At 66.8% G+C, this 23,482-nt stretch carries 24 protein-coding genes; 15 read left to right on the top strand and 9 right to left on the bottom strand.

The genetic code is table 11. The features are described from left to right. Positions 1 to 69 precede the first annotated feature (69 nt). The 11 genes from proB to CUREI_RS08555 all read left to right on the top strand — a co-directional run bounded on the left by proB (position 70) and on the right by CUREI_RS08555 (position 9,902). Positions 70 to 1,182, top strand: a complete 1,113-nt coding sequence (gene proB, locus CUREI_RS08605; RefSeq protein ID WP_038614297.1) for a glutamate 5-kinase — start codon at positions 70 to 72, stop codon at positions 1,180 to 1,182. Between the two features lie 18 nt (positions 1,183 to 1,200). Beyond that, positions 1,201 to 2,115 carry a D-isomer specific 2-hydroxyacid dehydrogenase family protein gene (locus CUREI_RS08600; protein ID WP_038612754.1) on the top strand — a complete coding sequence of 305 codons (915 nt, stop codon included), beginning with the start codon at positions 1,201 to 1,203 and terminating at the stop codon, positions 2,113 to 2,115. A 15-nt stretch (positions 2,116 to 2,130) separates the two neighbouring features. Beyond that, entirely contained in the window at positions 2,131 to 3,432 is a 1,302-nt protein-coding gene (locus tag CUREI_RS08595) for a glutamate-5-semialdehyde dehydrogenase (protein WP_038612752.1), read from the top strand. Next, complete coding sequence (gene nadD / locus CUREI_RS08590; protein ID WP_038612750.1) at positions 3,429 to 4,016, top strand: nicotinate-nucleotide adenylyltransferase; 588 nt, start codon at positions 3,429 to 3,431, stop codon at positions 4,014 to 4,016. The genes CUREI_RS08595 and nadD overlap by 4 nt, the downstream gene beginning before the upstream one ends. 70 nt (positions 4,017 to 4,086) lie before the next feature. Continuing rightward, positions 4,087 to 4,560, top strand: a complete 474-nt coding sequence (gene rsfS, locus CUREI_RS08585; RefSeq protein WP_038612748.1) for a ribosome silencing factor — start codon at positions 4,087 to 4,089, stop codon at positions 4,558 to 4,560. A gap of 9 nt (positions 4,561 to 4,569) precedes the next feature. Further along, positions 4,570 to 5,202 (top strand): histidine phosphatase family protein, encoded by a 633-nt coding sequence (locus CUREI_RS08580; RefSeq protein WP_038612746.1) that lies wholly within the window; start codon positions 4,570 to 4,572, stop codon positions 5,200 to 5,202. Then, a complete protein-coding gene (locus CUREI_RS08575; protein ID WP_038612744.1) occupies positions 5,203 to 6,003 on the top strand; it encodes a DegV family protein in 801 nt (266 codons plus the stop codon). 102 nt (positions 6,004 to 6,105) lie between these two features. Continuing rightward, the gene (locus CUREI_RS08570) at positions 6,106 to 6,747 is read left to right on the top strand and encodes a ComEA family DNA-binding protein (RefSeq protein ID WP_038612742.1); all 642 of its coding nucleotides are present in this window, start codon (positions 6,106 to 6,108) and stop codon (positions 6,745 to 6,747) included. Positions 6,748 to 6,749: 2 nt separating this feature from the next. Beyond that, complete coding sequence (locus CUREI_RS08565) at positions 6,750 to 8,321, top strand: ComEC/Rec2 family competence protein (RefSeq protein WP_038612741.1); 1,572 nt, start codon at positions 6,750 to 6,752, stop codon at positions 8,319 to 8,321. Between the two features lies 1 nt (position 8,322). Next, the gene (gene holA / locus CUREI_RS08560; RefSeq protein WP_038612739.1) at positions 8,323 to 9,258 is read left to right on the top strand and encodes a DNA polymerase III subunit delta; all 936 of its coding nucleotides are present in this window, start codon (positions 8,323 to 8,325) and stop codon (positions 9,256 to 9,258) included. Continuing rightward, positions 9,255 to 9,902 carry a LysE family translocator gene (locus CUREI_RS08555; RefSeq protein WP_038612737.1) on the top strand — a complete coding sequence of 216 codons (648 nt, stop codon included), beginning with the start codon at positions 9,255 to 9,257 and terminating at the stop codon, positions 9,900 to 9,902. Before holA ends, CUREI_RS08555 begins: the two co-directional genes overlap by 4 nt. 73 nt (positions 9,903 to 9,975) lie before the next feature. Here the strand turns inward: CUREI_RS08555 and rpsT are convergent, their stop codons facing one another. The 3 genes from rpsT to CUREI_RS12650 form a co-directional block, all read right to left on the bottom strand. Next, positions 9,976 to 10,239, bottom strand: a complete 264-nt coding sequence (rpsT, locus tag CUREI_RS08550) for a 30S ribosomal protein S20 (protein WP_038612735.1) — start codon at positions 10,237 to 10,239, stop codon at positions 9,976 to 9,978. Between the two features lie 186 nt (positions 10,240 to 10,425). Further along, positions 10,426 to 10,932, bottom strand: coding sequence for a type II toxin-antitoxin system PemK/MazF family toxin (locus tag CUREI_RS12655; RefSeq protein ID WP_051952301.1), 507 nt, complete (start codon positions 10,930 to 10,932; stop codon positions 10,426 to 10,428). A 32-nt stretch (positions 10,933 to 10,964) separates the two neighbouring features. After that, positions 10,965 to 11,843 (bottom strand): CPBP family intramembrane glutamic endopeptidase, encoded by an 879-nt coding sequence (locus tag CUREI_RS12650; RefSeq protein ID WP_038612734.1) that lies wholly within the window; start codon positions 11,841 to 11,843, stop codon positions 10,965 to 10,967. Positions 11,844 to 11,888: 45 nt separating this feature from the next. Here CUREI_RS12650 and lepA point away from each other — a divergent pair, with 45 nt between their 5' ends. From lepA to CUREI_RS08525, 3 genes are all read left to right on the top strand, one after another. Continuing rightward, complete coding sequence (lepA, locus tag CUREI_RS08535) at positions 11,889 to 13,763, top strand: translation elongation factor 4 (protein WP_038612732.1); 1,875 nt, start codon at positions 11,889 to 11,891, stop codon at positions 13,761 to 13,763. 89 nt (positions 13,764 to 13,852) lie between these two features. Beyond that, positions 13,853 to 14,770 carry a hypothetical protein gene (locus CUREI_RS08530; RefSeq protein ID WP_038609203.1) on the top strand — a complete coding sequence of 306 codons (918 nt, stop codon included), beginning with the start codon at positions 13,853 to 13,855 and terminating at the stop codon, positions 14,768 to 14,770. Further along, on the top strand, positions 14,767 to 15,786 hold the full coding sequence (locus tag CUREI_RS08525) for an IS3 family transposase (protein WP_236627281.1): 1,020 nt from the start codon (positions 14,767 to 14,769) through the stop codon (positions 15,784 to 15,786). Before CUREI_RS08530 ends, CUREI_RS08525 begins: the two co-directional genes overlap by 4 nt. Positions 15,787 to 15,879: 93 nt before the next feature. Here CUREI_RS08525 and CUREI_RS12295 read toward each other — a convergent pair whose 3' ends face one another. Next, entirely contained in the window at positions 15,880 to 16,347 is a 468-nt protein-coding gene (locus CUREI_RS12295) for a hypothetical protein (RefSeq protein WP_144242444.1), read from the bottom strand. Positions 16,348 to 16,909: 562 nt separating this feature from the next. Between CUREI_RS12295 and CUREI_RS08515 the strand changes: the two genes are divergently transcribed. Then, positions 16,910 to 18,088 carry an alpha/beta fold hydrolase gene (locus tag CUREI_RS08515; RefSeq protein WP_051952299.1) on the top strand — a complete coding sequence of 393 codons (1,179 nt, stop codon included), beginning with the start codon at positions 16,910 to 16,912 and terminating at the stop codon, positions 18,086 to 18,088. Here CUREI_RS08515 and CUREI_RS08510 read toward each other — a convergent pair. The 5 genes from CUREI_RS08510 to CUREI_RS08490 are packed head-to-tail and all read right to left on the bottom strand — an operon-like array spanning position 18,085 to position 23,441. After that, on the bottom strand, positions 18,085 to 18,981 hold the full coding sequence (locus tag CUREI_RS08510; protein WP_038612726.1) for a ribokinase: 897 nt from the start codon (positions 18,979 to 18,981) through the stop codon (positions 18,085 to 18,087). The two genes, CUREI_RS08515 and CUREI_RS08510, sit on opposite strands and share 4 nt — an antisense overlap. 18 nt (positions 18,982 to 18,999) lie before the next feature. Beyond that, on the bottom strand, positions 19,000 to 20,331 hold the full coding sequence (locus CUREI_RS08505; RefSeq protein WP_038612724.1) for an ATP-binding cassette domain-containing protein: 1,332 nt from the start codon (positions 20,329 to 20,331) through the stop codon (positions 19,000 to 19,002). Further along, positions 20,318 to 21,097 (bottom strand): ABC transporter permease, encoded by a 780-nt coding sequence (locus CUREI_RS08500; protein WP_038612722.1) that lies wholly within the window; start codon positions 21,095 to 21,097, stop codon positions 20,318 to 20,320. The genes CUREI_RS08505 and CUREI_RS08500 overlap by 14 nt, the downstream gene beginning before the upstream one ends. After that, positions 21,094 to 22,017, bottom strand: a complete 924-nt coding sequence (locus tag CUREI_RS08495; RefSeq protein WP_038612720.1) for an ABC transporter permease — start codon at positions 22,015 to 22,017, stop codon at positions 21,094 to 21,096. The genes CUREI_RS08500 and CUREI_RS08495 overlap by 4 nt, the downstream gene beginning before the upstream one ends. Next, entirely contained in the window at positions 22,014 to 23,441 is a 1,428-nt protein-coding gene (locus tag CUREI_RS08490; RefSeq protein WP_069202895.1) for an ABC transporter substrate-binding protein, read from the bottom strand. The genes CUREI_RS08495 and CUREI_RS08490 overlap by 4 nt, the downstream gene beginning before the upstream one ends. Between the last annotated feature and the right edge of the window lie 41 nt (positions 23,442 to 23,482).

The following is a 23,482-nucleotide window of genomic DNA, read 5'->3' as shown; positions in this document are numbered from 1 at the left end:
TAAATCCGCATACGAAACCTGTGGATAGCGTTCGGGCGTTATCCACAGGCGATAGACTGTCTCCCCATGATGTCCCTCCGCGAAGAGATCGCCTCCGCCCGCCGCATTGTGGTCAAGTTGGGCACAAGTTCCCTGGTCAACGCCTCGGGCGAGCTTGACCCGGCGAAGATCGACCGCATCGTTGACGCTATCGAAAGCCGCATCGCGCGCGGTTCCGACGTCATCGTGGTCTCCTCCGGCGCGATCGCCGCAGGCATGGCACCGCTCGGTTTGAAGGCCCGCCCGCGCGATCTGGCCACCAAGCAGGCGGCCGCGTCGGTGGGGCAGATCCACCTGGCGCAGGTTTGGGGCGCGTCGTTCGCGCGCTACGGCCGCACGATCGGGCAGGTCCTGCTCACCCAATCCGACGCCGGGTCGCGCGAGCGCGCCCGCAACGCGCAGCGCACCATCGACCGCCTGCGCCAAATGGGCGCGGTGCCGATTGTCAACGAAAACGACACCGTCGCCACCTCCGAGATGCGCTTCGGCGACAACGACCGGCTCTCCGCCATCGTGGCCACGCTCATCTCCGCGGATGCGCTCGTGCTGCTGTCCGATGTGGACGGCCTCTACACCACCAACCCCGCGGACCCCGGCGCCATGCTTATCGACGAAGTCCGTTCCGGCAACGACCTCGCAGGCATCCAGGCGGGAGATGGGGGAGTCTTCGGCACCGGCGGCATGGCGGCGAAGGTCTCGGCCGCTCGCTTGGCCACCCGCGGCGGCGTGCCGGTGCTGCTCACCGCCACCGAAAAGATCGACGCGGCGCTGGAGACGGCGCAGGTGGGCACCGTGTTCTACACCCGTCCGGGCAGCAAGCTCAACGCCTGGAAATTCTGGGCCCTGTACGCCGCCGACGCGGAAGGCGTGCTGCGCCTAGACCAAGGCGCCGTCGACGCCGTCACCCGCGGCGGCACCAGCCTGCTTGCCGTGGGCATTACCGGCATCGAGGGCGAGTTCCACGCCGGCGACATCGTGGAGATTCTGGGCCCGGACTCGCAGGCGGTGGGCCGCGGCGAGGTGGCCTACGACGCCGCGGAGCTTGCCACCATGCTCGGGTGCCAGTCAGACGAGTTGCCGGAGCACCAGCGCCGCGCCGTTGTGCACGCCGATTACTTGTCCAATTACGCCTCGCGGCTGTAGCCGCTACCCTGGGCGGGCATGAAATTCGCGTACCTGCCCAAGCCGAAAGATGAGCCCATCGCGCACCTTGAAGCGCAGGGACACACCCATGTCTCGCTCGACGACAATCCGGACCTGGTGGTCTTCGGCGGCGGGCCGAAGGACTTCCCGGACGAGCTCTCCGAGTCGGTCAAGGTCGTCCAGATCCAGTACGCCGGGATTGAGGCGCTGCTGGAGGCCGGCATCCTGGCCAAACATGCCGCGAACGGGGTCCGCTTCGCCAACGCTGGCGGGCTCTACGACGACACGGTCGCCGAATCCGCCCTCGCCCTGCTGCTCGCTGTGGAGCACCGGATCAAGGCCGTCAGCCCCGAGTGGAACAACACGCAGCTGTTCAAAGAGAAGGAATACCTCTTCGACGGCAAGAAGCTCGCGCTCATCGGTGCAGGCGGCATCGGCACAACGCTCATCCGCTTCCTCGAGCCGTTCGGCATGGACATCACCGCGGTGAACCGCTCCGGTAACCCGGTCGACGGCGCCGACCGCACGTCCGCGCTAACCGACGATGTGTGGGCCGATCACGACTACTTCGTGCTGCTCACCCCGCTCACCGAGGAAACGCGGCACATGGTCAATGCCGAGACGATCGGCAAGATGCAGGACAGCGCGGTGATTGTCAACGTGGGTCGCGGACCGCTCGTGGATACGCCCGCGCTCACGCAGGCGCTTCGCGACGGCTCGCTCCGCGGCGCCGGCCTCGATGTCACCGAGCCCGAGCCCCTGCCTGCAGACCACGAACTGTGGGGGCTGGACAACTGCGTGATCACCCCGCATGTGGCGAACATTCCTCGGTTCATGGAACGGCGCATCGGCGGGCTGGCCGCGAAAAACTGGGAGCTCTTCGAAGCCGGAGAGAAGATGTCCACCGAGGTGGACATCGACGCCGGGTACTAACGCTACGATTGCCGCATGAGTGAGCAGCAGACTGGGCAGCAGACTGAGCAGCAACGACAGGCCGAGCGCGCGGAAGTGCTCGCTCAGGCACGCCTCGCTAAGGACGTCGCCCCGCGGCTTGCGGTGCTGCCCACCCCAGCGAAGGACGCGGTGCTGCGCGACGCGGCGGCCGCCCTTGTACAGCGCGCGCCCGAGATCCTCGAGGCCAACGCGCGAGACCTCGCAGACGGGCGGGCGAACGGGCTGGCGGAGTCAGTGCTGGACCGCCTCGCCCTCGACGAGTCGCGCATTGAGGGCATCGCCGGCGGCCTACGCCAGGTGGCTGGGTTGCAGGACCCGGTGGGGGAGGTGCTCACTGGCCGTACGCTTCCGAACGGCATCCAGATGAGGAAGGTCCGCGTCCCGCTGGGGGTAATGGGCATGGTTTACGAGGCCCGCCCGAACGTCACCGTGGACGCGTTTGGGCTGGCGCTCAAATCCGGCAACGCGGCGCTGTTGCGCGGCTCCAAGACGGCGCGCCACTCCAATGCCGCGCTCGTCGCGGTGCTCCAGGACGTCCTCGCCGCGCATGGTGTGCCCCGCGAGGCGGTGCAGTTGCTGCCGTGCGACAGCCACGACTCCGTGCAGGATCTCATCACGGCCCGCGGCTTGGTGGATGTGGTGATCCCCCGCGGCAGCGCGCGGCTGATCGAGGCCGTGGTCACCGGCGCGACCGTGCCCACCATCGAGACGGGCACGGGCAACTGCCACTTCTACATCGACGCATCCGCCGACATGGGCAAGGCGATCGCCATGCTCATCAACGGCAAGACGCGCCGGGTCAGCGTCTGCAACGCGACCGAGACGGTGCTCATTGACGCCGCGCTGCCCGACGAGGACAAGCGGGCAGTGATCGCCGCTTTGCAGGAGGCGGGGGTTGAGGTGCACGGCGACGTCGATAGGCACGCTGCGTTCGGGGCCGATGTGACGCCCGCGACCGAGGCCGACTTTGCCGAGGAATACCTCAGCATGGACATCGCGAGCGCGGTCGTGGACGGCGTCGACGGGGCGATCGCCCACATCGCGCGCTACTCCAGCGGCCACACGGAGGCGATCGCGGCCCAGGATGCTGATGCTTTGCGACGGTTCGCTGACGCCGTCGACGCCGCCGCCGTCGTCCTCAACGCCTCGACCGCCTTCACGGACGGGGAGCAGTACGGCATGGGCGCGGAGATCGGCATTTCCACCCAGAAACTCCACGCCCGCGGCCCCATGGCGTTGCCGGAGCTGACCACTACGAAGTGGGTCCTGCAGGGCAGCGGGCAGGTACGGCAATGAACCGCATCGGAGTCATGGGCGGCACCTTCGACCCCATCCACCACGGGCACCTGGTGGCGGCGAGCGAGGTCGCGGACCGGTTTCACCTGGACGAGGTCATCTTCGTGCCCACCGGCCAGCCGTGGCAAAAAGAGGGCAAGACCATTAGTGCGGCAGAGGACCGCTACCTCATGACGGTGATCGCAACCGCCGCGAATCCGCGCTTTTCCGTCTCCCGCGTAGACATCGACCGCGGCGGGCCGACCTACACCATCGACACCCTGCGGGATCTGCGCGAGCAGTACCCGGACGAAGCGCTGTACTTCATCACCGGCGCGGATGCCTTGTCTTCCATCATGTCCTGGCACGACTGGGAAGAAATGTTCCAGCTTGCGGAGTTCGTCGGCGTGACCCGCCCGGGCTACGAACTGCGCGAGGACATGCTGCCGGCGGATATCCAGGAGCGGGTGCATTTGGTGGAAATTCCCGCGATGGCGATTTCCTCCACAGACTGCCGCACCCGCGCCGCTGAGGGCCGCCCGGTCTGGTACCTGGTACCGGACGGGGTGGTGCAGTACATCTCGAAGAACAGCCTCTACGGCTAACTAGCACTACCGGGGCGTGTCGTGGGACAATAAGCGGGTCTGTCCGTTTCACCAACGAAGGGTTTCCCACTTGACCGCTCCGCAGATCTCCATCGACCGGGCCAAGGTCGCCGCCAAGGCAGCCGACGAGAAGCTTGGCAAGAACATTGCCGTCATCGACGTCTCAGGCGTCATGGCCATCACCGACGTGTTCGTGATCGTTTCGGCGGACAACGAGCGCCAGGTGGCCGCCATCGTCCAGGAAGTTGAAGACGACCTGACGGAGCAGGGCGTGGAGCCGAAGCGCCGCGAAGGCAACCGCGAAAACCGCTGGGTGCTGCTGGATTACGGCAACTTTGTCGTCCACATCCAGCGCGACGCGGAGCGCGATTTCTACGGTCTGGACCGCCTCTACGCAGACTGCCCCGCCATCGAGGTTGAGGGGCTGGAGCCGTACGAGCGCCCGGCCGCCTTCGGCGACGAATCCAAGCTGCGCGAGGCGACAAACCTCGAGGACCTGCCGCTGGCGGGTGAGGGCCCGGCCGCGGCCGACGACGAGTACTAGGCCGCGGCGATGCAACGTCGTTTGATCCTGCTGCGCCACGGCGAGACGGAGTACAACGCCACGTCCCGCATGCAGGGACAACTGGACACAGTGCTCTCGGACCGCGGCGTGGCGCAGGCCCACGCAGCCGCGAAAGAGCTGCGCGGCCTTGGCATTTCCAAGATTGTCTCCTCGGACCTCATGCGCGCAAAACACACTGCTGACGTGGTGGGGGCGGATTTGGGGCTGCCCGTAGGCGTCGATACGCGGCTGCGCGAAACCCACCTGGGTGACTGGCAGGGCAAAACGCACAGCGAGGTGGACAACGAGCACGACGGTGCGCGTGCGGTGTGGCGCACGGATGCCTCGTGGGCGCCGCCGAGCGGGGAGAGCCGCCTCGAGGTGGCGGCGCGCGCGCGCGAGGTGGTGGACGAGCTGATGCGCGACTACCGGCAGTGGGACGATTCTGCGGTGCTGCTGGTCGCGCACGGCGGCACGATCGCGGCGCTCACCGCGTCGCTGCTGGGCTTTGTGGTCGCGCAGTACCCGGCGCTGAAGGGCTTGGGTAACGCGAACACCGCGAGGCTTGTGGCGATGCCGCGTCTCGACGACCCTTCGGCGACCCGCTGGTACCTCGAGGCCTGGAACCGGGGGCTGAACTAAATGACAGTGCGCGTGGTGGTGGATTCTTCCGCCGGACTGCCGGCAGAGGTGGTGCGCGAGCTGGACATCACCGTCGCCGACATGCACGTGGTGGGGGCGGGGGAGGAAAAGGGCACTTCGGGCCTGTCCTCGCTGGAGCTCGCAGCCTGCTACGCGCGCCAATTGGAGCGCGGCGGCGACGACGGCGTGGTGGCGCTGCACCTGTCCAAGGCGCTGTCGTCGACGTGGTCTGCGGCCGTTGCGGCGTCCGCGGTCTTCCCCGGCACGGTGCGGGTGGTCGAGACCAATGCCGCTGGCATGAGCGTCGGCGCCGCGGCGATGGCCGCCGCCACGGTGGCGCGGGAAGGCGGCGACCTCGCCGCGTGCGAGGCGATGGCGAAGTCCACGCTCGCACGCGCGGAGACGTGGATCTACCTGCACCAACTGGACGATCTGCGCAAGTCCGGGCGCCTACCCACCGGCACCGCTGTGCTGTCCGCGGCGCTGCTGGCTAATAAGCCGATCCTGCGCATGCACGACGGCAAGTTGGAGCTCGCTGGCAAGACCCGCACGCAGTCGAAGGCGTTTGCCAAGTTGACCGAGCTGGTGGTGGAGCGTGCGGCGAGAGAGCCGGTCTTCGCGGCCATCCAGCACGCGGACGCCGCGGAGGCGGCCGGACAGCTCGGGGCCATGCTGGAGGAGGGGCTGCCGCCCGGGTCCCGGGTGATGCTTGAGCCGCTTGTCGACGTCCTCGCGGTCCACACCGGCCCCGGCGCGATAGGCCTGTCCGTTGTCTTCTCCTCGCAGGAGCCGACCCAGTAAATGTGGATAACCTGCGGCAGTTGGTGACGCCGCAACGAAGTTATCCACAGTCCCGCGTAACGAGTCTACCGCTTGTCTGTGGCGGTGCCTAATGTCCGGTGCATGACCGCTATCGACCGCCTGCAGGAGCTCACCCGGCCCACCGGTGAAGAAGACCTCATGGCCGTGCGTTACCCGAAGCCGCGGCTGTCGGTGCCGGTCAAACCGGCAGCGGCGGTGGTGGTGGCACTGCTCGTGGCGGTTGGAGCGTGGGCGGCCACCCGCGGCGGCGGGGACGCAGGCGAGGAGGTGGAGTGGGAGCAGGTTGCTCCGCCCACTGAGGTGGGCGGGGTTGTGGTCGTGGCCGTGGTGGGGGAGGTGGCCAATCCGGGGCTGATGACGTTGAACGAGGGCTCCCGCATCGCCGACGCCCTCCAAATAGCCCAGCCCCTCCCGCATGCGGACCTGCTTGCGCACAATCAGGCGCAGCTGCTCGTGGACGGCCAGCAAATCGTTGTCCAGGCTGTTGGCGCTGCGCCACCCGCGGCTGCGACCTCGGACAGTGGGGGCGCGGGGGTGGTGTCGCTGAATTCGGCCACCGCCGACGAGCTGACGACGCTGCCGGGCGTGGGGGAGGCGACCGCGGCGGCAATTGTGGCCCACCGCGAGGCCAACGGCCCGTTCACGACGGTGGAGCAGCTGATGGACGTGCGCGGCATCGGCCCCGCCAAGTTCGAGGCCATGCGCGCGCAGGTGGGGTTGTAGCCGTGTCGGAGCTGCGGCTGGTCCCGGCGGCGCTGGCGGTGTGGGCTGCGGCGGCGTGCTGCATCCTGTTCGGTGCGTGGGCTGCCGCGGCGGTGATCGCGGTGCTGGCCGTGGGCTGTGTGCTGCTGCGCCAACCGGGTCAGGCGCTGCTGACAGCTGGGTTAGGCGCGGCTGCGACGGTGACGGCGGCGGTGCGCAAGGGGATGTCGGCTGCGGCGTCCGAAGTGGTGGGCACGATCAGCGGGGCACCGAAGCAGACATCATCTGGGGCCTTCCTTGTGCGGGTGCGGGTGCCGGGGAGGCCCTCGACAACGCCGGTTTTCACGCAGGAGCTTCCGTCCGGCGCCGTCAATGGCGCGCACGTGGTGGCGCGCGGGGTGGCCAAAGAATCTTCGGTGCCAGGGGTGAACCCGTTCGTACTCAACGGGCGGGTGGAGGTGCTCGGTCCGCCGGAGGGGTTGGCGGCATTCGCGCTCCACGTGCGCTCGACGTTTGCGGCGGCAGTGGAGGCGAAGGTGGGGCCGGCCTCGCAGGGGCTCATCCCGGGTATGGTGCTGGGGGACGTGAGCCTGCAGTCGCCGGCAGAGCAGCAGATGTACATCGACACCGGGCTGTCGCACCTTTCGGCGGTCTCGGGTGCGAATATCGCGATCGTGTCCACCGCCGCCGCGGTCGTGGCGGCTGCGGCCGGGGCGGGGCTGCGAGGCAAGATCGCGGCGTCCGCAGCGGCGCTGTTAGTCTACGCGGGACTGGTGGGGCCGGAGCCGAGCGTACTGCGGGCCTCGGTCTCCGGGCTGGTGGGGTTGGTGGCGGTGCTCTCCTCGCGGCAGTCGGAGCCGATCCACGCGTTGTGCCTGTCCGTGATCGGGCTTGTGCTGGTGGATTCGGATCTGGCTGTGCATTACGGGTTCGCGTTGTCCGTGGCCGCTACGGCGGGGATCGTCGCGGTGTATCCGCTCTTGTACCAGGCATTCGCGGTGACGCGATGGCCCGACATCCTCGTTCGGGCGCTTGCGGTCGCGGTAGCAGCGGACGTGGCCACGATGCCCATCGTGGCCATGATGGCGGGGAAGGTTTCGCTGGTCTCGGTCGGGGCAAACGTCGTGGTCGCTCCCGTGGTCGGCCCGGTGACGGTGCTGGGGCTTGCGGTCGCCGTGCTTTCGCTGGTGCCAGGCGGGCTGGAAACGCCGGTGCTGTGGTGCGTGGAACCAATGGCCTGGTGGGTGCACACGGTCGCCCGAACTGGGGCGGGGATACCGGGCGCAACCGTCGCTGCCACCCCGCTTGTGGCGCTTGTGGTCTACGGGTGGGTCGTCGCGGGCGTGCTCGCTGGCCGGCCACGGGTGACGCTCTGCGCCACGGTCGCGTGCGTGGCAATGTTCGCTGCACCCGCCCAGCCCACGTCGATCGACCCCGCGGGGAAGCGCGCCCACGTCGTAGACACCGTCGAGGAAGTGGAGCCAGTGCCGGCGGGGGCCGAGCTTGTCGTCGTCCTCGAGGGCGGCCCGGCCCGCACACGCCCGGTAGCGACGAGGGAGGGGATCCCCGTGATCTTTCCAAACCGGGAGCCGTAAGATGGCGCGCATGCTCAACCCCGTGCACCTCGTGCTCGGCGAGGACGATTTCCTTGCCGAGCGCGCGACCAAAGCTATCGTCGCAGCCGCCGGCGAGGGCGTCGAGGTGACCACCCTGCGCGCCGGTGACGTCTCCGAGGGCGAGATCGCCATGGCGACCAGCCCGTCGCTGTTCGCCGAGGACCGGGTGGTCGTGGTCAAGCACGCTGAGCTTGCGGGCAAAGAACCCACCGAGATTCTGCTCAAGGCGTGCGTGGACCCGGCGCCCGGTATCACGCTAGTCATCGAGCACACCGGCGGCGGGCGGCAAAAGGCGATGGTTGCGAAGTTCTCCAAAGCCGCCGAGGTGCACAAGGCGGATCCGCTCAAAGACAACGAGCGGCGCTCCTGGCTCATGGAGGAGTTCCGCCGCCACGGCGTCCGCCCCACCCCGGACGTGGCGGCAGCGGTACTGGAGTCCGTGGGCTCCGACCTGCGCGAGCTTGCCTCCGCTGTGAGTCAGCTGGTCAGCGACACGGAAGGCGAGCTCACCGTCGAGTCCGTGCGCGACTACTACGTGGGTGTTGCGGAGGTCGCCGGATTCGACATCGCGGATCAGGCAGTGGCAGGACGCGCCGACCGTGCCCTGGCTTCGACGCGCCGCGCGCTACAGCTGGGCACGAGCCCCGTCTCTATCTCGGCTGCGCTCGCCCGCAAGGTGGGCGACATTGCGAAGCTGCACGGCGTGCGCGGCAACCCGGACCAGCTTGCCCGTACGGTCGGCATGCACCCCTATGTAGCCAAGAAGACCATGCAGGTTGCCCGCCAGTGGAGCGGCGACGCCGTCTCGCACGCGGTCATCATCGTCGCCGACCTAGACGCAGAGGTGAAGGGACAGGGCGGCGACCCGCAGTTTGCCCTGGAAAACGCGGTGCGGCGCATCGCCGAACTCGCATGATCGCGCCGGGGGATCTCGCCGTCATCGTCGGGCTCAACCTGGTTGGTGCGGCCGCGCCAGGCCCGGATTTGGTGCTGCTCATGCGCACCGCCACCCGCTCACGGCAGCACGCGTGGGCCGCGAACCTGGGCATCCACACCGGTGCCGCGTTGTGGTTCGCCCTTACGATTTTCGGGGCGGCAGCGCTGCTCAACGCGGTGCCCCAGGCCGTCACCGCCATCCAGATCGTCGGCGGTGCCGTGCTTGTTTGGATGGGGCAGCGTAACCTGCGCGGGGGTCTGCGCGACCGCCACAACCCGCCCGCTGACCTCGACGAAGCCGTGCAGCGCCTAGGATCCGTTCGCTCTGCCTACACCCGCGGGCTGATGACCAACTTGGCAAACCCGAAGATCGTGGTGGCGCTGACGGCGATGATCGCGCCGTTGTTGCCTCCGAACCCCTCCCTGGCCACTGCACTTATTGTGCTGGCGTCGCTGTGGCTCAGCTCCTTCGCGCTGTTCGGCGCGGTCGTGCACGTCACCTCCACGGAACGCGTGCGGCGCTCCTTACTGCGCGCCGGACCCTACATCGACATCGCCGCCGGCGCGTTCTTCATGGTGGTCGGCACCCTGCTCGCGGCGCGTGGGCTGTGCGAGGCCATCTAGAGCAACCCGCGAACGCAAAACGCCCCGCTCGGCGACGAAAATGCCGACGGGCGGGGCGGAAGCGAAGCGGAACCTAGTCCATCTTGTTCAGGGCGCGAGCCATGTTGGACTTCTTATTCGCCGCGGAGTTGCGGTGGAACACGCCCTTGGTCACGGCCTTGTCCAGCTTGCGGGAAGCCACGCGCAGCTGCGCCTCGGCAGCAGCCTTGTCGCCGGACTCCACAGCCTCACGGAACTTGCGGATCTCGGTGCGGGTGGCGGAGCGGACGGACTTGTTGCGCATGCGGCGCTTCTCGTTGGTGAGGACGCGCTTCTTCTGCTGCTTGATGTTTGCCATCTGTGCAATACCTCTTGGTTTCTCAATCGAACATGGATGTCGTCGTCCCGGCCAGGGCATTGCGTGCGCGGCTTTGGTTATGAACGCGGACCCAAGGTCCTGTCCGCGTAGCTGCGCACACCCGTCAACGGCCGGCAACGGGCAACTTGAGCAGAATACCAGCCGGCTCTTACCAGGCCAAACCGTCTACGACCACTGGAAGCGCTCACGCAGGGTGTTGGCCACCCGCTCGAAGCGGCGCTGGGGCACGGTGGTGCCTCGCCGGTGCACGTCGGCTTCCGGCACCACGAGCGTTTTGTCCAGCCGGACCCAACACGGGCTTCCCGACGCGTCCCAGTCACCGGGGCCGATTTCAAACCAGCGGTCGTCGTCCGCGTGTTGCTCCTCCGGGGAGATGAGCAGGCCCAGCACATCCCGGTACTCCCTGCCCACCACCAGCATGGAGCGCTCCCGCGGTGGCTGCGACGGCACGGTCACCCACACAACCTCGCCGGGCTCCGCGCCGCCGTCCATGTCCGGGGCGTAGTAGACGTTGCGGGGCACGGCACCAGTCGGGCGCACGTTCACGCGCGAGGCGTGGTTGCGACGGTGCTCGATCTGGTTGGTCACGCGCTCATGCAACAGCGCCAAACCTTGGTCGAGCGAGGCCGTGTGCGGCCGCCCACCTTTGCGCCTGAATCGCTCGAACGCCACGTGTGCACCTCCGGTTGCAGTTACGGGCAACCTTAAGCCGTCGAGCCTGCCGGTACAAGGGGTTTCTGTTGCCCAGTTGAAACTTCTTCGCGTTCGGGGCTGACATCCCGCAGCGCCCACAGCAACAGCGCGGTCGTGCCAACCGTCACCAGCGAGGACATGATGGTGTCCGCGGGCAGGATTTCCGTCTCGGTGGGGTCTGACAGTGCCAGCGCCCCGTAGCCGAACACCATCAGGTTGCCCACGGCGTGCAGCACAATCGGCGCCTCTAGGCCACCGGTGCGCCACGCCAGCAGGGAGGTGCATAGCGCGAAGATGGCAATGTCAACCAGCCCCACCCAGTTGTAGACGTGGCTGGCCACAAACAATGCGCCCGGCACCAGGTACGCCAACCACGCGGGCCAGCGCCACTGGCCCAGGATTTGGGGCAGCGCGCCGCGAAAGACAAACTCCTCGGCCGCGGACTGCAACGGCACCGCAATCAGCAGCGCGAGGAGTAGCTTGGCCCGGAACGGGTTGAAGATTGGCTCGGGGGAGGCCGTGAGGACGTCGATAAGCACCTGCACCCCGTAGACTGCCCCGACCACCCCAAGTGCACGGGCGAAGACGCCCCACCGCCACCGCAACGCCCGGGAGATGAGCGCGCGCGGGTTGCGGCCCGCGATGCGGGCGGCGATAAAGGGCGCCGGCAGTATCGCCGCAATGGCGAGTACCTCGATCAGCGGCATCAGCGGGTCGGCGGAATTTTCCGCCATGTCCACCCCGGAAAGCTCAGCGGCGAAGCCGAGCGGGATGAAGATGACGACGCTGAGCACCGTCGCTAGGACGGCCAACGCCACAAATTCGATAAGCGGGCGCCACCACGCGTTCGCGCGGTAGCGGTGGGCGAGTCCGAGGCGGTAGTACGGCATGCTGCATACCGTAGCGCGGCGCACGCGAAGTAGAATGTGGCAATTATGGCCGCCAAACCGACAAACTTTGCAGAGGACACGTTCACGGACCCGCAGCGGATCCGTAACTTCTGCATCATCGCGCACATCGACCACGGCAAGTCCACACTGGCAGACCGCATCCTGCAGCTGTCCAACGTGGTCGACGAGCGCGAGATGCGCGACCAGTACCTGGACAACATGGACATCGAGCGCGAGCGTGGCATCACCATCAAGGCGCAGAACGTGCGCCTGCCGTGGGTGCCGAAAACCGGCGACCACGTGGGCGAGCAAATGGTGCTGCAAATGATCGACACCCCAGGCCACGTGGACTTCTCCTACGAAGTCGCGCGCAGCTTGGACGCGTGCGAAGGGGCGATTCTGCTTGTTGACGCAGCCCAAGGCATCGAGGCCCAAACCCTGGCCAACCTCTACATGGCCATCGACAACGACCTCGAGATCATCCCGGTGCTGAACAAGATCGACCTGCCGGCGGCGGACCCGGAGAAGTACGCGCTTGAGATTGCCAACATCATCGGCTGCGAGCCGGAGGACGTGCTGCGCGTTTCCGGCAAGACGGGCGAGGGCGTGCCGGAGCTCCTGGACCGCGTGGTGGACCTGATTCCTTCTCCATCCTCCCCGTCGGGCGCGTCAGCGACCGACGCGGATGCCCCGGCGCGGGCGCTGATTTTCGACTCGGTCTACGACACCTACCGCGGCGTGGTCACCTACGTGCGCATGATGGACGGCAAGCTCGAGCCGAACCAAAAAGTGCTGATGATGAACACGGGCAAGACGCTCGAAATCTTGGAAATCGGCGTGGTCTCGCCCACGATGAAGAAGACGAAGGGCCTGGGCCCCGGCGAGGTGGGCTACCTCATCACCGGCGTCAAGGACGTGCGCGACACCCGCGTCGGCGACACCGTCACCTGGGCTTCTAAGGGTGCTACGCAACCCTTGGAAGGTTTTGAAGAGGTCAAGCCCATGGTCTACTCGGGCCTGTTCCCGGTCTCGCAGGAAGACTTCCCGGCGCTGCGCGAAAGCCTGGAAAAGCTGCAGCTTAACGACGCATCACTGACCTGGGAACCGGAAACCTCCGTCGCCCTCGGGTTTGGGTTCCGCTGCGGCTTTTTGGGGCTGCTGCACATGGAGATCACCCGCACCCGCCTGGAGCGCGAGTTCGACCTGGACCTCATCTCCACCGCGCCTTCCGTGACTTACCGCGTAGTGGCCGAAGACGGCTCTGAGCAGATCGTGCACAACCCGTCGGACTGGCCCGGCGGCAAGATCCCCGAGGTCTACGAGCCGATTGTGAACATGACCATCATCGTGCCCCAGGAGTTTGTGGGCGCAACGATGGAGCTGTGCCAGTCCAAGCGCGGCCAGATGAAGAATATGGAGTACCTCTCCGAGGACCGCGTGGAGCTGCGCTACATCATGCCGCTGGGCGAGATCATCTTCGACTTCTTCGACATGCTGAAGTCCCGCACCAAGGGCTACGCCTCGTTGAACTACGAGGAGGCCGGCGAGCAGCTCGCGGATCTGGTCAAGGTGGACATCCTGCTGCAGGGCGAGCCGGTGGACGCGTTCTCCGCCATCGTGCACCGGGACTCCGCGCAGTGGTACGGCAACAAGATGACCAAAAAGCTCAAGGAGCTCATTCCGCGCCAGCAGTTCGAGGTGCCGGTCCAGGCCGCGATCGGCTCGAAGATCATCGCGCGTGAAAACATCCGGGCGTTGCGCAAGGACGTGCTGTCCAAGTGTTACGGCGGCGACATCTCCCGCAAACGCAAGCTGCTGGAGAAGCAGAAGGCCGGTAAGAAGCGCATGAAGAACATCGGCTCGGTCACCGTGCCGCAGGAAGCGTTCGTGGCGGCCCTGTCCACCGACGGCGAGGAGTAGGTCCTTCTCCCGCTCCCCAATGACGGATGCTGCATCGGCCCCTTAGTGCCAGGGTGGTTGTGAACGACGAACCGTAGGAGGTTTTGTTCATGACCGATTCGCAGTTGCCTCAGTTGGTGCCGTCGGTGTTGACGTCGGCTCCGGCTGTTGAGGTCCCGGTGGTTGCCCGGAAGGTCAAGCCTAAGACGTCGCGTGAGGAAGTCGAGGAGATCTTGGCGATGCCGCCGCGTGTGCTGGCGGTGGGGGAAGTGCTCGATGATGAGACGTTAGCGTCGCCTGAGTCGGTGGCGTTCGTGTTCTCCCCGTACCGCACGACCGGTTCCGGTAGTTGGTTTCATCCAGCACAGCAGCGGCAGATGATCACGATTTACAACGTGTTGCCCTATGGGACGAAGGGCCTGTGGTGTGCTCGGCAGGGAATCCAATACCTCAATATCAAGCGTTGGGCCCGCGCATTGCAGAAATCGAAAACCACTGATGACGGCCTTGGCGGTGCCGAGCGTGCCAAACACTTGGCGGATGCTGCCTACCTGGGCAAACCTAGTGCGGAATACATCCGTGAGGTGGTTGTCGAGTACGGGTTAGTACCACATGGCCAGAAAGAAGCGTGGTTGGTTGCGCATGGACTTGGCTCTCACACCGTGCGACGCTGGACAGCAATGGTGGCGGACGGTGATCTGCCGACACGCACAAGGCCAAGGAGGGTTGGAACGTTGACGATGGATGAATGCGCTGAAATTCAGCAGCTGCGCAAGGAAATTTCCGCGCTAACGCAGGACAAGCGCAAGCTGGAACTCGACGCGAAACGCCGGGAAGAAGCAATGCAGCGTGCCCTGGATAAGGCGACGGAAAGGGCAGAGCGGGCTGAGTTGGCCACTGACGTGTTGGGAAAAGCTTTAGCGTCCATGCCAGGAGCACCTGGCGTGGACTCAGACGCGGAGGAAAAGTCCTCACCGACGCCCAACAACGCCTCTACGAGCAAGGACGGCAAGCGGAAGAAACGCTGATCAACCAGCTTGTTTCCGTCGGTTACTCCAAAACGAAAGCAATGGGCATTATCGGCGTGTCGCGCAGCCGGGTCTTCTACGAAACCAATCCGCGCCCACGCACCGACAACCCGATTCCGCATCACCAACGCCGGATCAACCGGTTGCCGGATGCCACTGTGAAACGCATCGTAGAAATACTAGATGGCAATCCGCATTGCGGGGTGGACCAGGTGTTTTACGCCGCGTTGAACAACGGGATCTATCTGGCGAGTCTGCGCAGCTTTTACCGAGTGGCCAAAGCCCATGGCAAACTGTTGCACCAACGCCACAACACCAAAGCCAGACAAGCTACACGCCGCCACACCGCCGCGCCGCCGCATGTGCACGCCACCGCCCCCGGACAGGTGTTGTGCTGGGACATTACGTTTTTGCCTGGCCAGTACTACGGGCAAACCTTCGCGTTGCACATGGTGATCGATCTGTACTCGCGTGCCATCGTCGGGTTCGTCGTCGCCGAACGAGAAAACAGCCAACTTGCAGCAGCGATGTTCGCCGACATCTTCACTCGTTTTCCCGATGTGCACACCGTGCACTCCGACAACGGTGCTGCGATGACCAGCAAACGACTCGGCAAACTGTTCGCCGAACACGGTGTGGCCCGCTCGTTGAACCGGCCGCACACCAGCAACGACAACCCGCACGCCGAGTCGGTGTTTCACACCCTAAAGACCAGGACTTACTATCCGAAAACCTTTACCACGCTGAGCGAAGCCAACGCCTGGGTCAGCGCTTGGGTGCCGGTCTACAACGCCACCCCGCACAGCGGGATCAACTACTACCCACCACAAGCAGTCCTCGACGGCACCTGGATACAACTGCAGCACAAACGTGAAGAAGCGATGCGAACCGCACTGAGCCAAGGCGCCATCACACAACTACCGGACACCAAAGCCAGCACAAGCCTTCCAACAGAAGTCAGCATCATCCGCACCACCACCCAAACCGCCCCACCCCCACAACCCATCACGATCTAACACCCAAACCCGTTCACAACCACTTGACACAAAGCGGGCGATGTAACATCTGTCATTTTGCCCAGGTGGTGACTGGAGCACATGCAACATCCGTCATCGCCGGTCATCCGGCACTCCCAATCGCTTGCGCAGCTCCGACTCGACTACCTGGACGCACATCTGCATACTCTTCGACCCCGCGCGCGGTACCGCCCAGCCGTGAAGCATCGACGTGAGATTGATCGTGGTGTCTAGCTGGCGTTGTTCGTGCTCCCAATGGTGGCGGCCGTCGAACATGATTCCCAGCTTCAGGTCTGGAATAGCGAAATCGAACGTGGTGACCACCCTCCCGCCCACCACCAGGGGATATTGCTCCACCAGCAGCACGCCGTACTTCTTCGCTACCGGCTGAAGGAGGAGACGCAGCTCTGTCTCTTTCGGGGAGTCTGCGGTCGCGCGGGACAGTTGTATAACCTTTGTCATCCATCGTTGGTTCAGCTGGCCCGTTGTCGCGTTGTTCACCTCAGTTACCTGCAGGTTCAGGTATCGTCGCACACAGTCGACCAGCTGCACCGCTCTCACGACCTCAGCTTGCACGCCCGGCACCGGCTCTGTTTGCCAGGAGTGTTCGCCCCGGCGTATCTGCTGCAGTGCCTGGGCTGTAGCCCGCGCGGGCGTGGCCACACGGATGGGAACGCCCCGGTGTGTGAGCGTCCATGTCTCTGTGTGAGGTGCTCTCAGCCTGGAGATTGCCGGGGCGAACGCTGAAGCCGGCGAGCAGCGACCTATGGGGGCGCGCAGCGTCGTGTCTGCACCCTCCACCAAAAACGGTAAGCCGTAGAGTGCCAACGCGGAGAACCCGCAAACTACGCTTCCGGGACGCTCGTAGGCGTGGACCACTGCCCGCACGGCCGCCGGGACGTCGTAGCGTTCGCTGCGCGGGTGGTGCCTCGCCGCAAGATTCACGGTCCAACGATCCCGCCCGTATGACTCATGAACGAACCGTGCGTCGCTGATCCGCAGGTAGGTCCGTCCACGCTCGAGTTGCGACGCGTTCACTATTACCGGCGAAAATTCGATTTCCATTCCGTCGTGCATAGGTATACGACGCAGCGAAAACTCCTGCAGTTCCTACAATCTCCGCATGCGCGAAATTGAGATCACCCGCGGCGGCTTCACCGTGTTCGCTCGCGTTGTCGGCGACCCCGACGCCCGGGCGCTGCTGTACCTCCAAGGCGGGCCAGGCTTTCCGGCGCCGCGGGAGCGCTTCGAGTGGATGAACGTGGCGCTTGCCCGCGGATACCAGGTGGTGCTGCTGGACCAGCGCGGAACGGGCCGCTCCACAAGGATTGATGCTGCGACGCCGGAGCTCATCAGCACCGATGTGCTCACCCGCCTGCGTGCCGACGAGATCGTCGCCGACGCCGAGTCGGTGCGCGAGGAGTTGGGGCTGGACCAGTGGGACGTGCTGGGGCAGTCGTTCGGCGGGTTCTGCTTGCTGCACTACCTTGCCGTACGCCCGGAGAGGGTGGGCAGGGCGTTGTTTACCGGAGGGTTGGCGTCGATAAGCACAGGCCCCGAGGACGTGTACCGAGCGACGTTTGCGAAGCTGAAACGCCGCCACCTGCAGTTCAACGAGCAGTACCCCGCGGCCGAGCGAAAGGTGCTCGAGGTGTGCCGCCATCTCGACGCGCAAGAGGAATTCTTACCCACAGGCGAGCGTCTCAGCGCGAAACGGCTGCGCACGGTGGGCATCGAGCTGGGCCGCGAAGGTGGTTTCGCGTCGCTCGCGCGGCTGTTTGAGGCGCCGTTCCACACCAACGGCAGGCTCCGCACAGACTTCCTGGCGGCGGTGGGGGATCGCGTGAGCTTTGCCAAAGGGCCGCTGTACGCCGCGGTGCACGAGTCCATCTACGGTGGTACCGTGCCGGGGGCGACGGCGTGGGCGGCCGAGCGGGTGTCCGCCGAGCTGGACGGCTTTGCGCCCGACGCGAGCCCCGATGATGCGGAGTTTTACCTCACCGGCGAGCACATCTTCCCGTTCCAATTCGCCGAAGACCCGGCGCTGCGCCCATTTTCGGCCGCCGCCGATGCGCTGGCGCAGAAGGACGACTGGTCAAACCTCTACGCGGGCTTGGTCGGCGGCCACGACGCGTACGCGGCGGTCTACACCGACGACATCTTCGTTCCGCGCGAGCAGTCGCTAGAGACCGCGTCGCACATCGGCGCGCAGGTCTTTGAGACGGACAGATTCCAGCACGATGGGCTGCGCCGCCATGGCAAGGCGGTGCTGGGCCGCCTGCTGGACATGGCGGGGATTTAGACCGACGGCAGCGTATCAGCCGCAGATGGGTAGGACGGCTGCGCGCCGGGCCGTGTGACGGAAAACGCGCCGACGCGGCAGGCGAAGCGGGCGGCGTCCACCATGGAGTCGCCGGCCAAGAGGCGGTGGCAGAAGGCGCCGGCGAACGCGTCGCCCGCGCCGACGGTGTCCACGGCATCCACGTTGGGCGATTCGATGTGGGTCAGCTCGCCGCCGGAAGCGACCAGCGCGCCGGCCGAGCCGAGCGTGAGCACAACGGAGGCGAACCCGGCGTCCAGCAGGCGGCGGGCGAGCTCCTCCGGGGTGCCTGCGCCGTCCAACCCGAGCTGCTGTAGCACGAGGCCAGCCTCGTGCTCGTTCGCCATCAGCGGATCGGCTCGCAGGAGTGCCTCGCGCGGCACGTCGACAACGGGTGCGAGGTTGACCACGACGCGGCCACGCGCCAACTCCACGGCACGAGCGAAGCCGTCGGCAGGGATTTCGCCCTGCAGCAGTACCAGCTCGGCGGCCTCGATCGCCGCGGCGTGCCGCTGCACAAGCTCGGCGCCCACCAGCGCGTTCGCCCCCGGCACCACGAGCACGGTGTTCTCGCCGCCAGCGGCCACGGTGATCACGGCCAGGCCCGTGACGTCCTCCACGTCTTCCACGTGGGCAAGGTCCACGCCGGCGTCGCGCAGCAGCGCTGTGGCGGGCTCGGCGTTCGCGTCGGCTCCGACTGCGCCCACCAGCACCACCGGGGTGCCGAGCTTGGCGGCGGCGACGGCTTGGTTGGCGCCTTTGCCGCCGGCGGTGATCCCGCCGCCGGAGCCCATGAGGGTCTCACCCGGGGTGGGGTGGCGCCCCACATTGACGGTCAGGTCGGCGTTGATGGATCCGACGACGCACAAACTCATGGGCGCCAACTTACAGCCTTACAGCACAGCCTCGAGCAACTGTCGTGTGTACGGGTGCTGCGGCGCCGCCCAAATCTCCTCGGTCGTACCGTGCTCGACGATGCGCCCGTGCTGCATCACCGCCACAGTGGGGCACAGCTCGCGCGCGACCCGCAGGTCGTGGGTGACAAAGATCAAGGTGTTGGTCCCGACCGTGTCGCGCAGCAGGTCCATCACATGGTCTTGAATGGTGGCGTCGAGGGCGGAGACGGGCTCGTCGGCAAGCAAAATGCCCGGGCGCGGGGCGGCGGCGCGCGCGATGGAGATGCGCTGGCGCTGCCCGCCGGAAAACTGCCGCGGCGTGCGCTCGCCGGTGCCCGCCAGGCCCACCAGCTCCAACACCTCGTCGGCGCGGGCGGCATCCACGCCGGCCTCAGCTATCGACGTCCTCACGGCCATCCGCGGATCCAGCGACGAGTACGGGTCTTGAAAGACCATCTGCACCTCGCCCGCTACGCGCACGGCGCCGCTGGTCGGCTCGCGCAGCCCGGCGATGAGGTGCAGCAGCGACGTCTTGCCGGAGCCGGACCCGCCTACGATGGCGAGCCGCTCGCCCGCGCGGACGGTAAGGGTGACGTCGTCGACGGCCAGGGTCTCCCCGCGCTGCAGGGACACGCCCTCGAGCGTCACCACCGGTTCGCCGAGGGGCAGGGGAGCGGCGGGCGGTCCTGGCTCGGCCGCAGCGGCCAGCGTCAGCGCGTAGTCAGAGTCGCCGGGGACGATGCGCCCGCCCTGGAACACGAGCACCCGGTCGGTCATGCGGCGCACCACCGCCAGGTCGTGGGAGATGAACAGCAGTGCCATGCCGCGCTCGCGCACGAGCCGGTCGAGTAGCTCCAGGATCTCCGCCTGCACGATGGCATCCAGCGCGGTGGTGGGCTCGTCGCAAATGAGCACGTCCGGGTTCTGCGATAGTGCCAACGCAATGAGCACGCGCTGGCGTTGCCCGCCGGATAGCTCGTGCGGGTACGCGCCCGGGCGGTCCACGCCGACCTCCCGGAGCAGGTCGCGGGGCACAAGCCGGCCGATTTTCTTCAGCGGATCCAGCGCCGTCATCGGTTCTTGGAACACCATCGCCACCGTGCTGCCGCGAACGCGCCGGCGGACGCGATCGGGGGTGCCCACCATCTCGGTGCCGTCGACGGTGATAGAGCCGGTGGCCGGCAGATCGCTCAAGCCCATGATGGAAAGCGCCGTGACGGACTTGCCCGAGCCGGATTCGCCGATGATGCCCACGCGCTCGCCAGGGCCCACCGCAAACGTGATGTCGTCCAGGATGCCGGGGATGGTCAGGTGTTTAACGTCGATCATCAGCGTGTCCCAACAAGTTGAATCCCAGCACCGTCAGCGCTATCGCCGCGCCCGGCCACAGCGCGAGGTGCGGAGTTGTGGCTAAGTATGGCTGGGAGGCCTGCAGCATGCGCCCCCAGGACGCGTAGGGTGCCGGCGCGCCCAGGCCCAAAAACGACAGCCCCGCCTCGGCCAAGATGGCCAGCGCGACCGCGACTGAGACCTGGGTGAGCACGATCGGCCAGATGTTGGGCAGCACATGGCGCCGCGCAATCACCGGCCCGGGCACCTTGGCCACCCGCGCGGCGAGGATGTAGTCCTGCTGCATCACCTGCAGCGCGCCCGCGCGCGCAACGCGGACAAACCCGGGGACGCCAGCGATGCCGATGGCCAGCACCACAATCCAGACGGATGCGCCAAACACCGCGGTGAACACGATGGCGAGCAGCAGCGCCGGGAACGCGAGCAACAGATCCGCCCCCGCCATCACCACGCGCGAGGCCCCGCGCCGCATACCTGCCCAGATCCCCAGTGGCACGCCCACCAGGGCGGATATCCCCACTGCCCCCACGGCAACGGTGAGCGTCAGCCGCGCGCCGTCCATCACGCGCGAGAGGATGTCGCGGCCGAACTGGTCCGTGCCCATCCAGTGCGCGGCCGAGGAGCCCTGCAGCCGCGCGGCGACGTCCGCCTGCAGCGGGTCGCACGGCGTCCACGCCAAGGACACGAGCGCCGCGACGGCCACGAGGGCGACAATCGCCGCGCCAACTGTGCGCTGCCAGCTCATGCTTGCCTCCGAATCCGCGGATCCACCACCGCGTACGCAAGGTCCACGATGAGGTTCACCACTAGGGTGAACGCGACGAGGAGCATCATCACCGTCTGCACGGTGGCCAGGTCGCGGTTGCCCACTGCGTCGAGAAGCATGGTGCCCAAGCCCGGAATGGTGAACACCCGCTCGATCACCACCGCGCCCACCACCAGCGACGCCAGCTGCACGCCCGCCACCGTGATCACCGGCAGCGCCGCGTTGCGCAGCGCCGACGAGAACAGCACTGTGCCTATCGACGCACCCAAGGCCCTGCCCGTGCGGACATAATCCCTGCCCATCTCCTCGCGCACCGCGGCGGCGACGTAGCGCGTGAGGATCGAGGCCTGCACCAGCGCCAGCGACGCCACCGGCAGCACCGCGTGCGCGGGCGTGCCCCAGCCGTTGGCCGGCAACCAGCCCAGCCGAACGGAGAAGAGCGCCACCAGCGCGATACCAACCAGAAACGACGGGACAATGATGCCCACCTGCGACAGCGCGCCCACCACCGCGCCGCCGGGGGAGTGGGAGCGCAGCGCCAGGTAGACGCCCAGCGGCACGGCCACCGCAAGGGACACCGCCATGGCCACAAGCGTCAGCGTCAGCGACACACCTGCGCGCTCAAGCACCGTTTCCGTGATGTCTTTGCCGGAGGCCATCGAGATGCCGAAGTCACCGGTGAGCAACCCACCGATCCAGTCGGCGTACTGCACCGGCAGCGGCTTGTCCAGGCCCAAACGGGCGGTCAGCTCCGCGACGGCCTCCTCGGTGGCGGAAACGCCCAGTGTCACGCGCGCCGGGTCGCCGGGGACCGCGCGCAGCAGGACGAAGATGATCACGCTCGCCGCCGCCAGCAGCAGTACAAAGCGCAGCAGGTGTTTCACCACGGTGCGGATCATTTCTCCACCTCGTTCAACCGCAGGGAGTCGGTGACCACGTTCGGGTCGAGCCCGTGCACGCCGGGCGCGAAGAGCACGATGTTCGGGGCGTTGACCAGGGTGAGGGCCGCCGCGTCGTCCATGATCTGGTCGATCGCGCCGGCCATGTCGCCGGCGGCAATCTGCTCGCGCACCGCCGCGTTGTCGTAACCCAGGTAGTAGTCCGGGTCGGCAAACAGCATGGGCACGTCGCGCGGCTCCACGTGGGCGACAAGGGAGGACTGGTAGTCGTGGCCCTTGAGCACCTGGTTCAGCCAGACAGCGGGGAACTCAACCGTCTCTAGGCGCACGCGGAAGCCGACGTCTCGAAGCTGCGAGTACAGCAACTCACTTGCCTCCTGCGCGTACGGCAGGTTGGGCACGGTGATGGTGATGTCCGGCGTGCGGCCCGCCAGCAACTCGCGCGCCTTCTCCGGGTCGAAGGGGTAGTAGTCGCGGCCGGGGAACCACGGGTCTGTCGGCGGCACCGGCACCCCGCCGGTATCCGTGGCGAGCCCGTTGTAGACCACCTCGTTGATAGCCTTCCGGTCCACGGCGTAGGCCACAGCGCGGCGTACGTCCGGGTCGTCGAACGGGGCGCGCTGGTTGTTCATGGAGAGCAACACCTCGCCGTTGGTGGTGCCCACCTCGACGCGGATGTCCTGAGGCAGCGTCTGAATCAGCTGCGGCGCCTGCATCGCCCACACTACGTCTGCGTCGCCGACGCGCAGGGCGTTGACGGCGGAGACCGGGTCGTCGAAGTAGCGGATGGCCGCGTCGCGGGCAACGGGCCCGCCCCAGTAGTCCTCGCGCGCCGCGAACTGGATCTGTTCGCCCACGTCGAAGCGCTGCACGGTGTACGGGCCGGTACCCAGCGGCGCGGTGGCGAGGTCGTCCACGCCGTCCGGCGTCATCATCGCGCCGGTGAGCGTGCCCATGGACCACAGCCACGCGTCCTCGGCCGCCGTCCCGCCGTCAACGCGCACGCGCAACGTGTGTTCGTCGAGCACCTCCACGCCGCTCACGGGCGCCATCTGGGCCTTCAGCCCGTTCGTCCACTCGTCTTGCACGTAGTGGATGGAAAACGCGGCGTCGTCCGCGGTGAACGGTTTGCCGTTGGCGAAGGTGACGTCGTCGCGCAGGTGGAAGGTAAAGGCGCCGCCGTCGCGGTCCCAGCTGCGGGCGAGGAAGGGCTCGGGCGTGCCGGAGGCGTCGATACGCACCAGCGTTTCGTAGACGTTGCCGACCAGCGCCTGGGGCGCGGCCGCGCCGCCGGTGGTGGTGAAGTCCAAACCTGCGGGGGCTGCGGACGCCGCCACGACGACGGAATCGCGGTCGTCGGTCTGACTACATGCGGCCAGAGGAAGGGCCAAGGCGGCAGCTGCCGCCAGTGTCCGGACATGCATGCCGTGAGACTACTGGACGCGCGGCCCCACCTTGAATCCGA

It is taken from the genome of Corynebacterium ureicelerivorans (assembly GCF_000747315.1).
GTDB lineage: Bacteria > Actinomycetota > Actinomycetes > Mycobacteriales > Mycobacteriaceae > Corynebacterium > Corynebacterium mucifaciens.
This window is presented reverse-complemented; position numbering and strand designations above follow the sequence as displayed.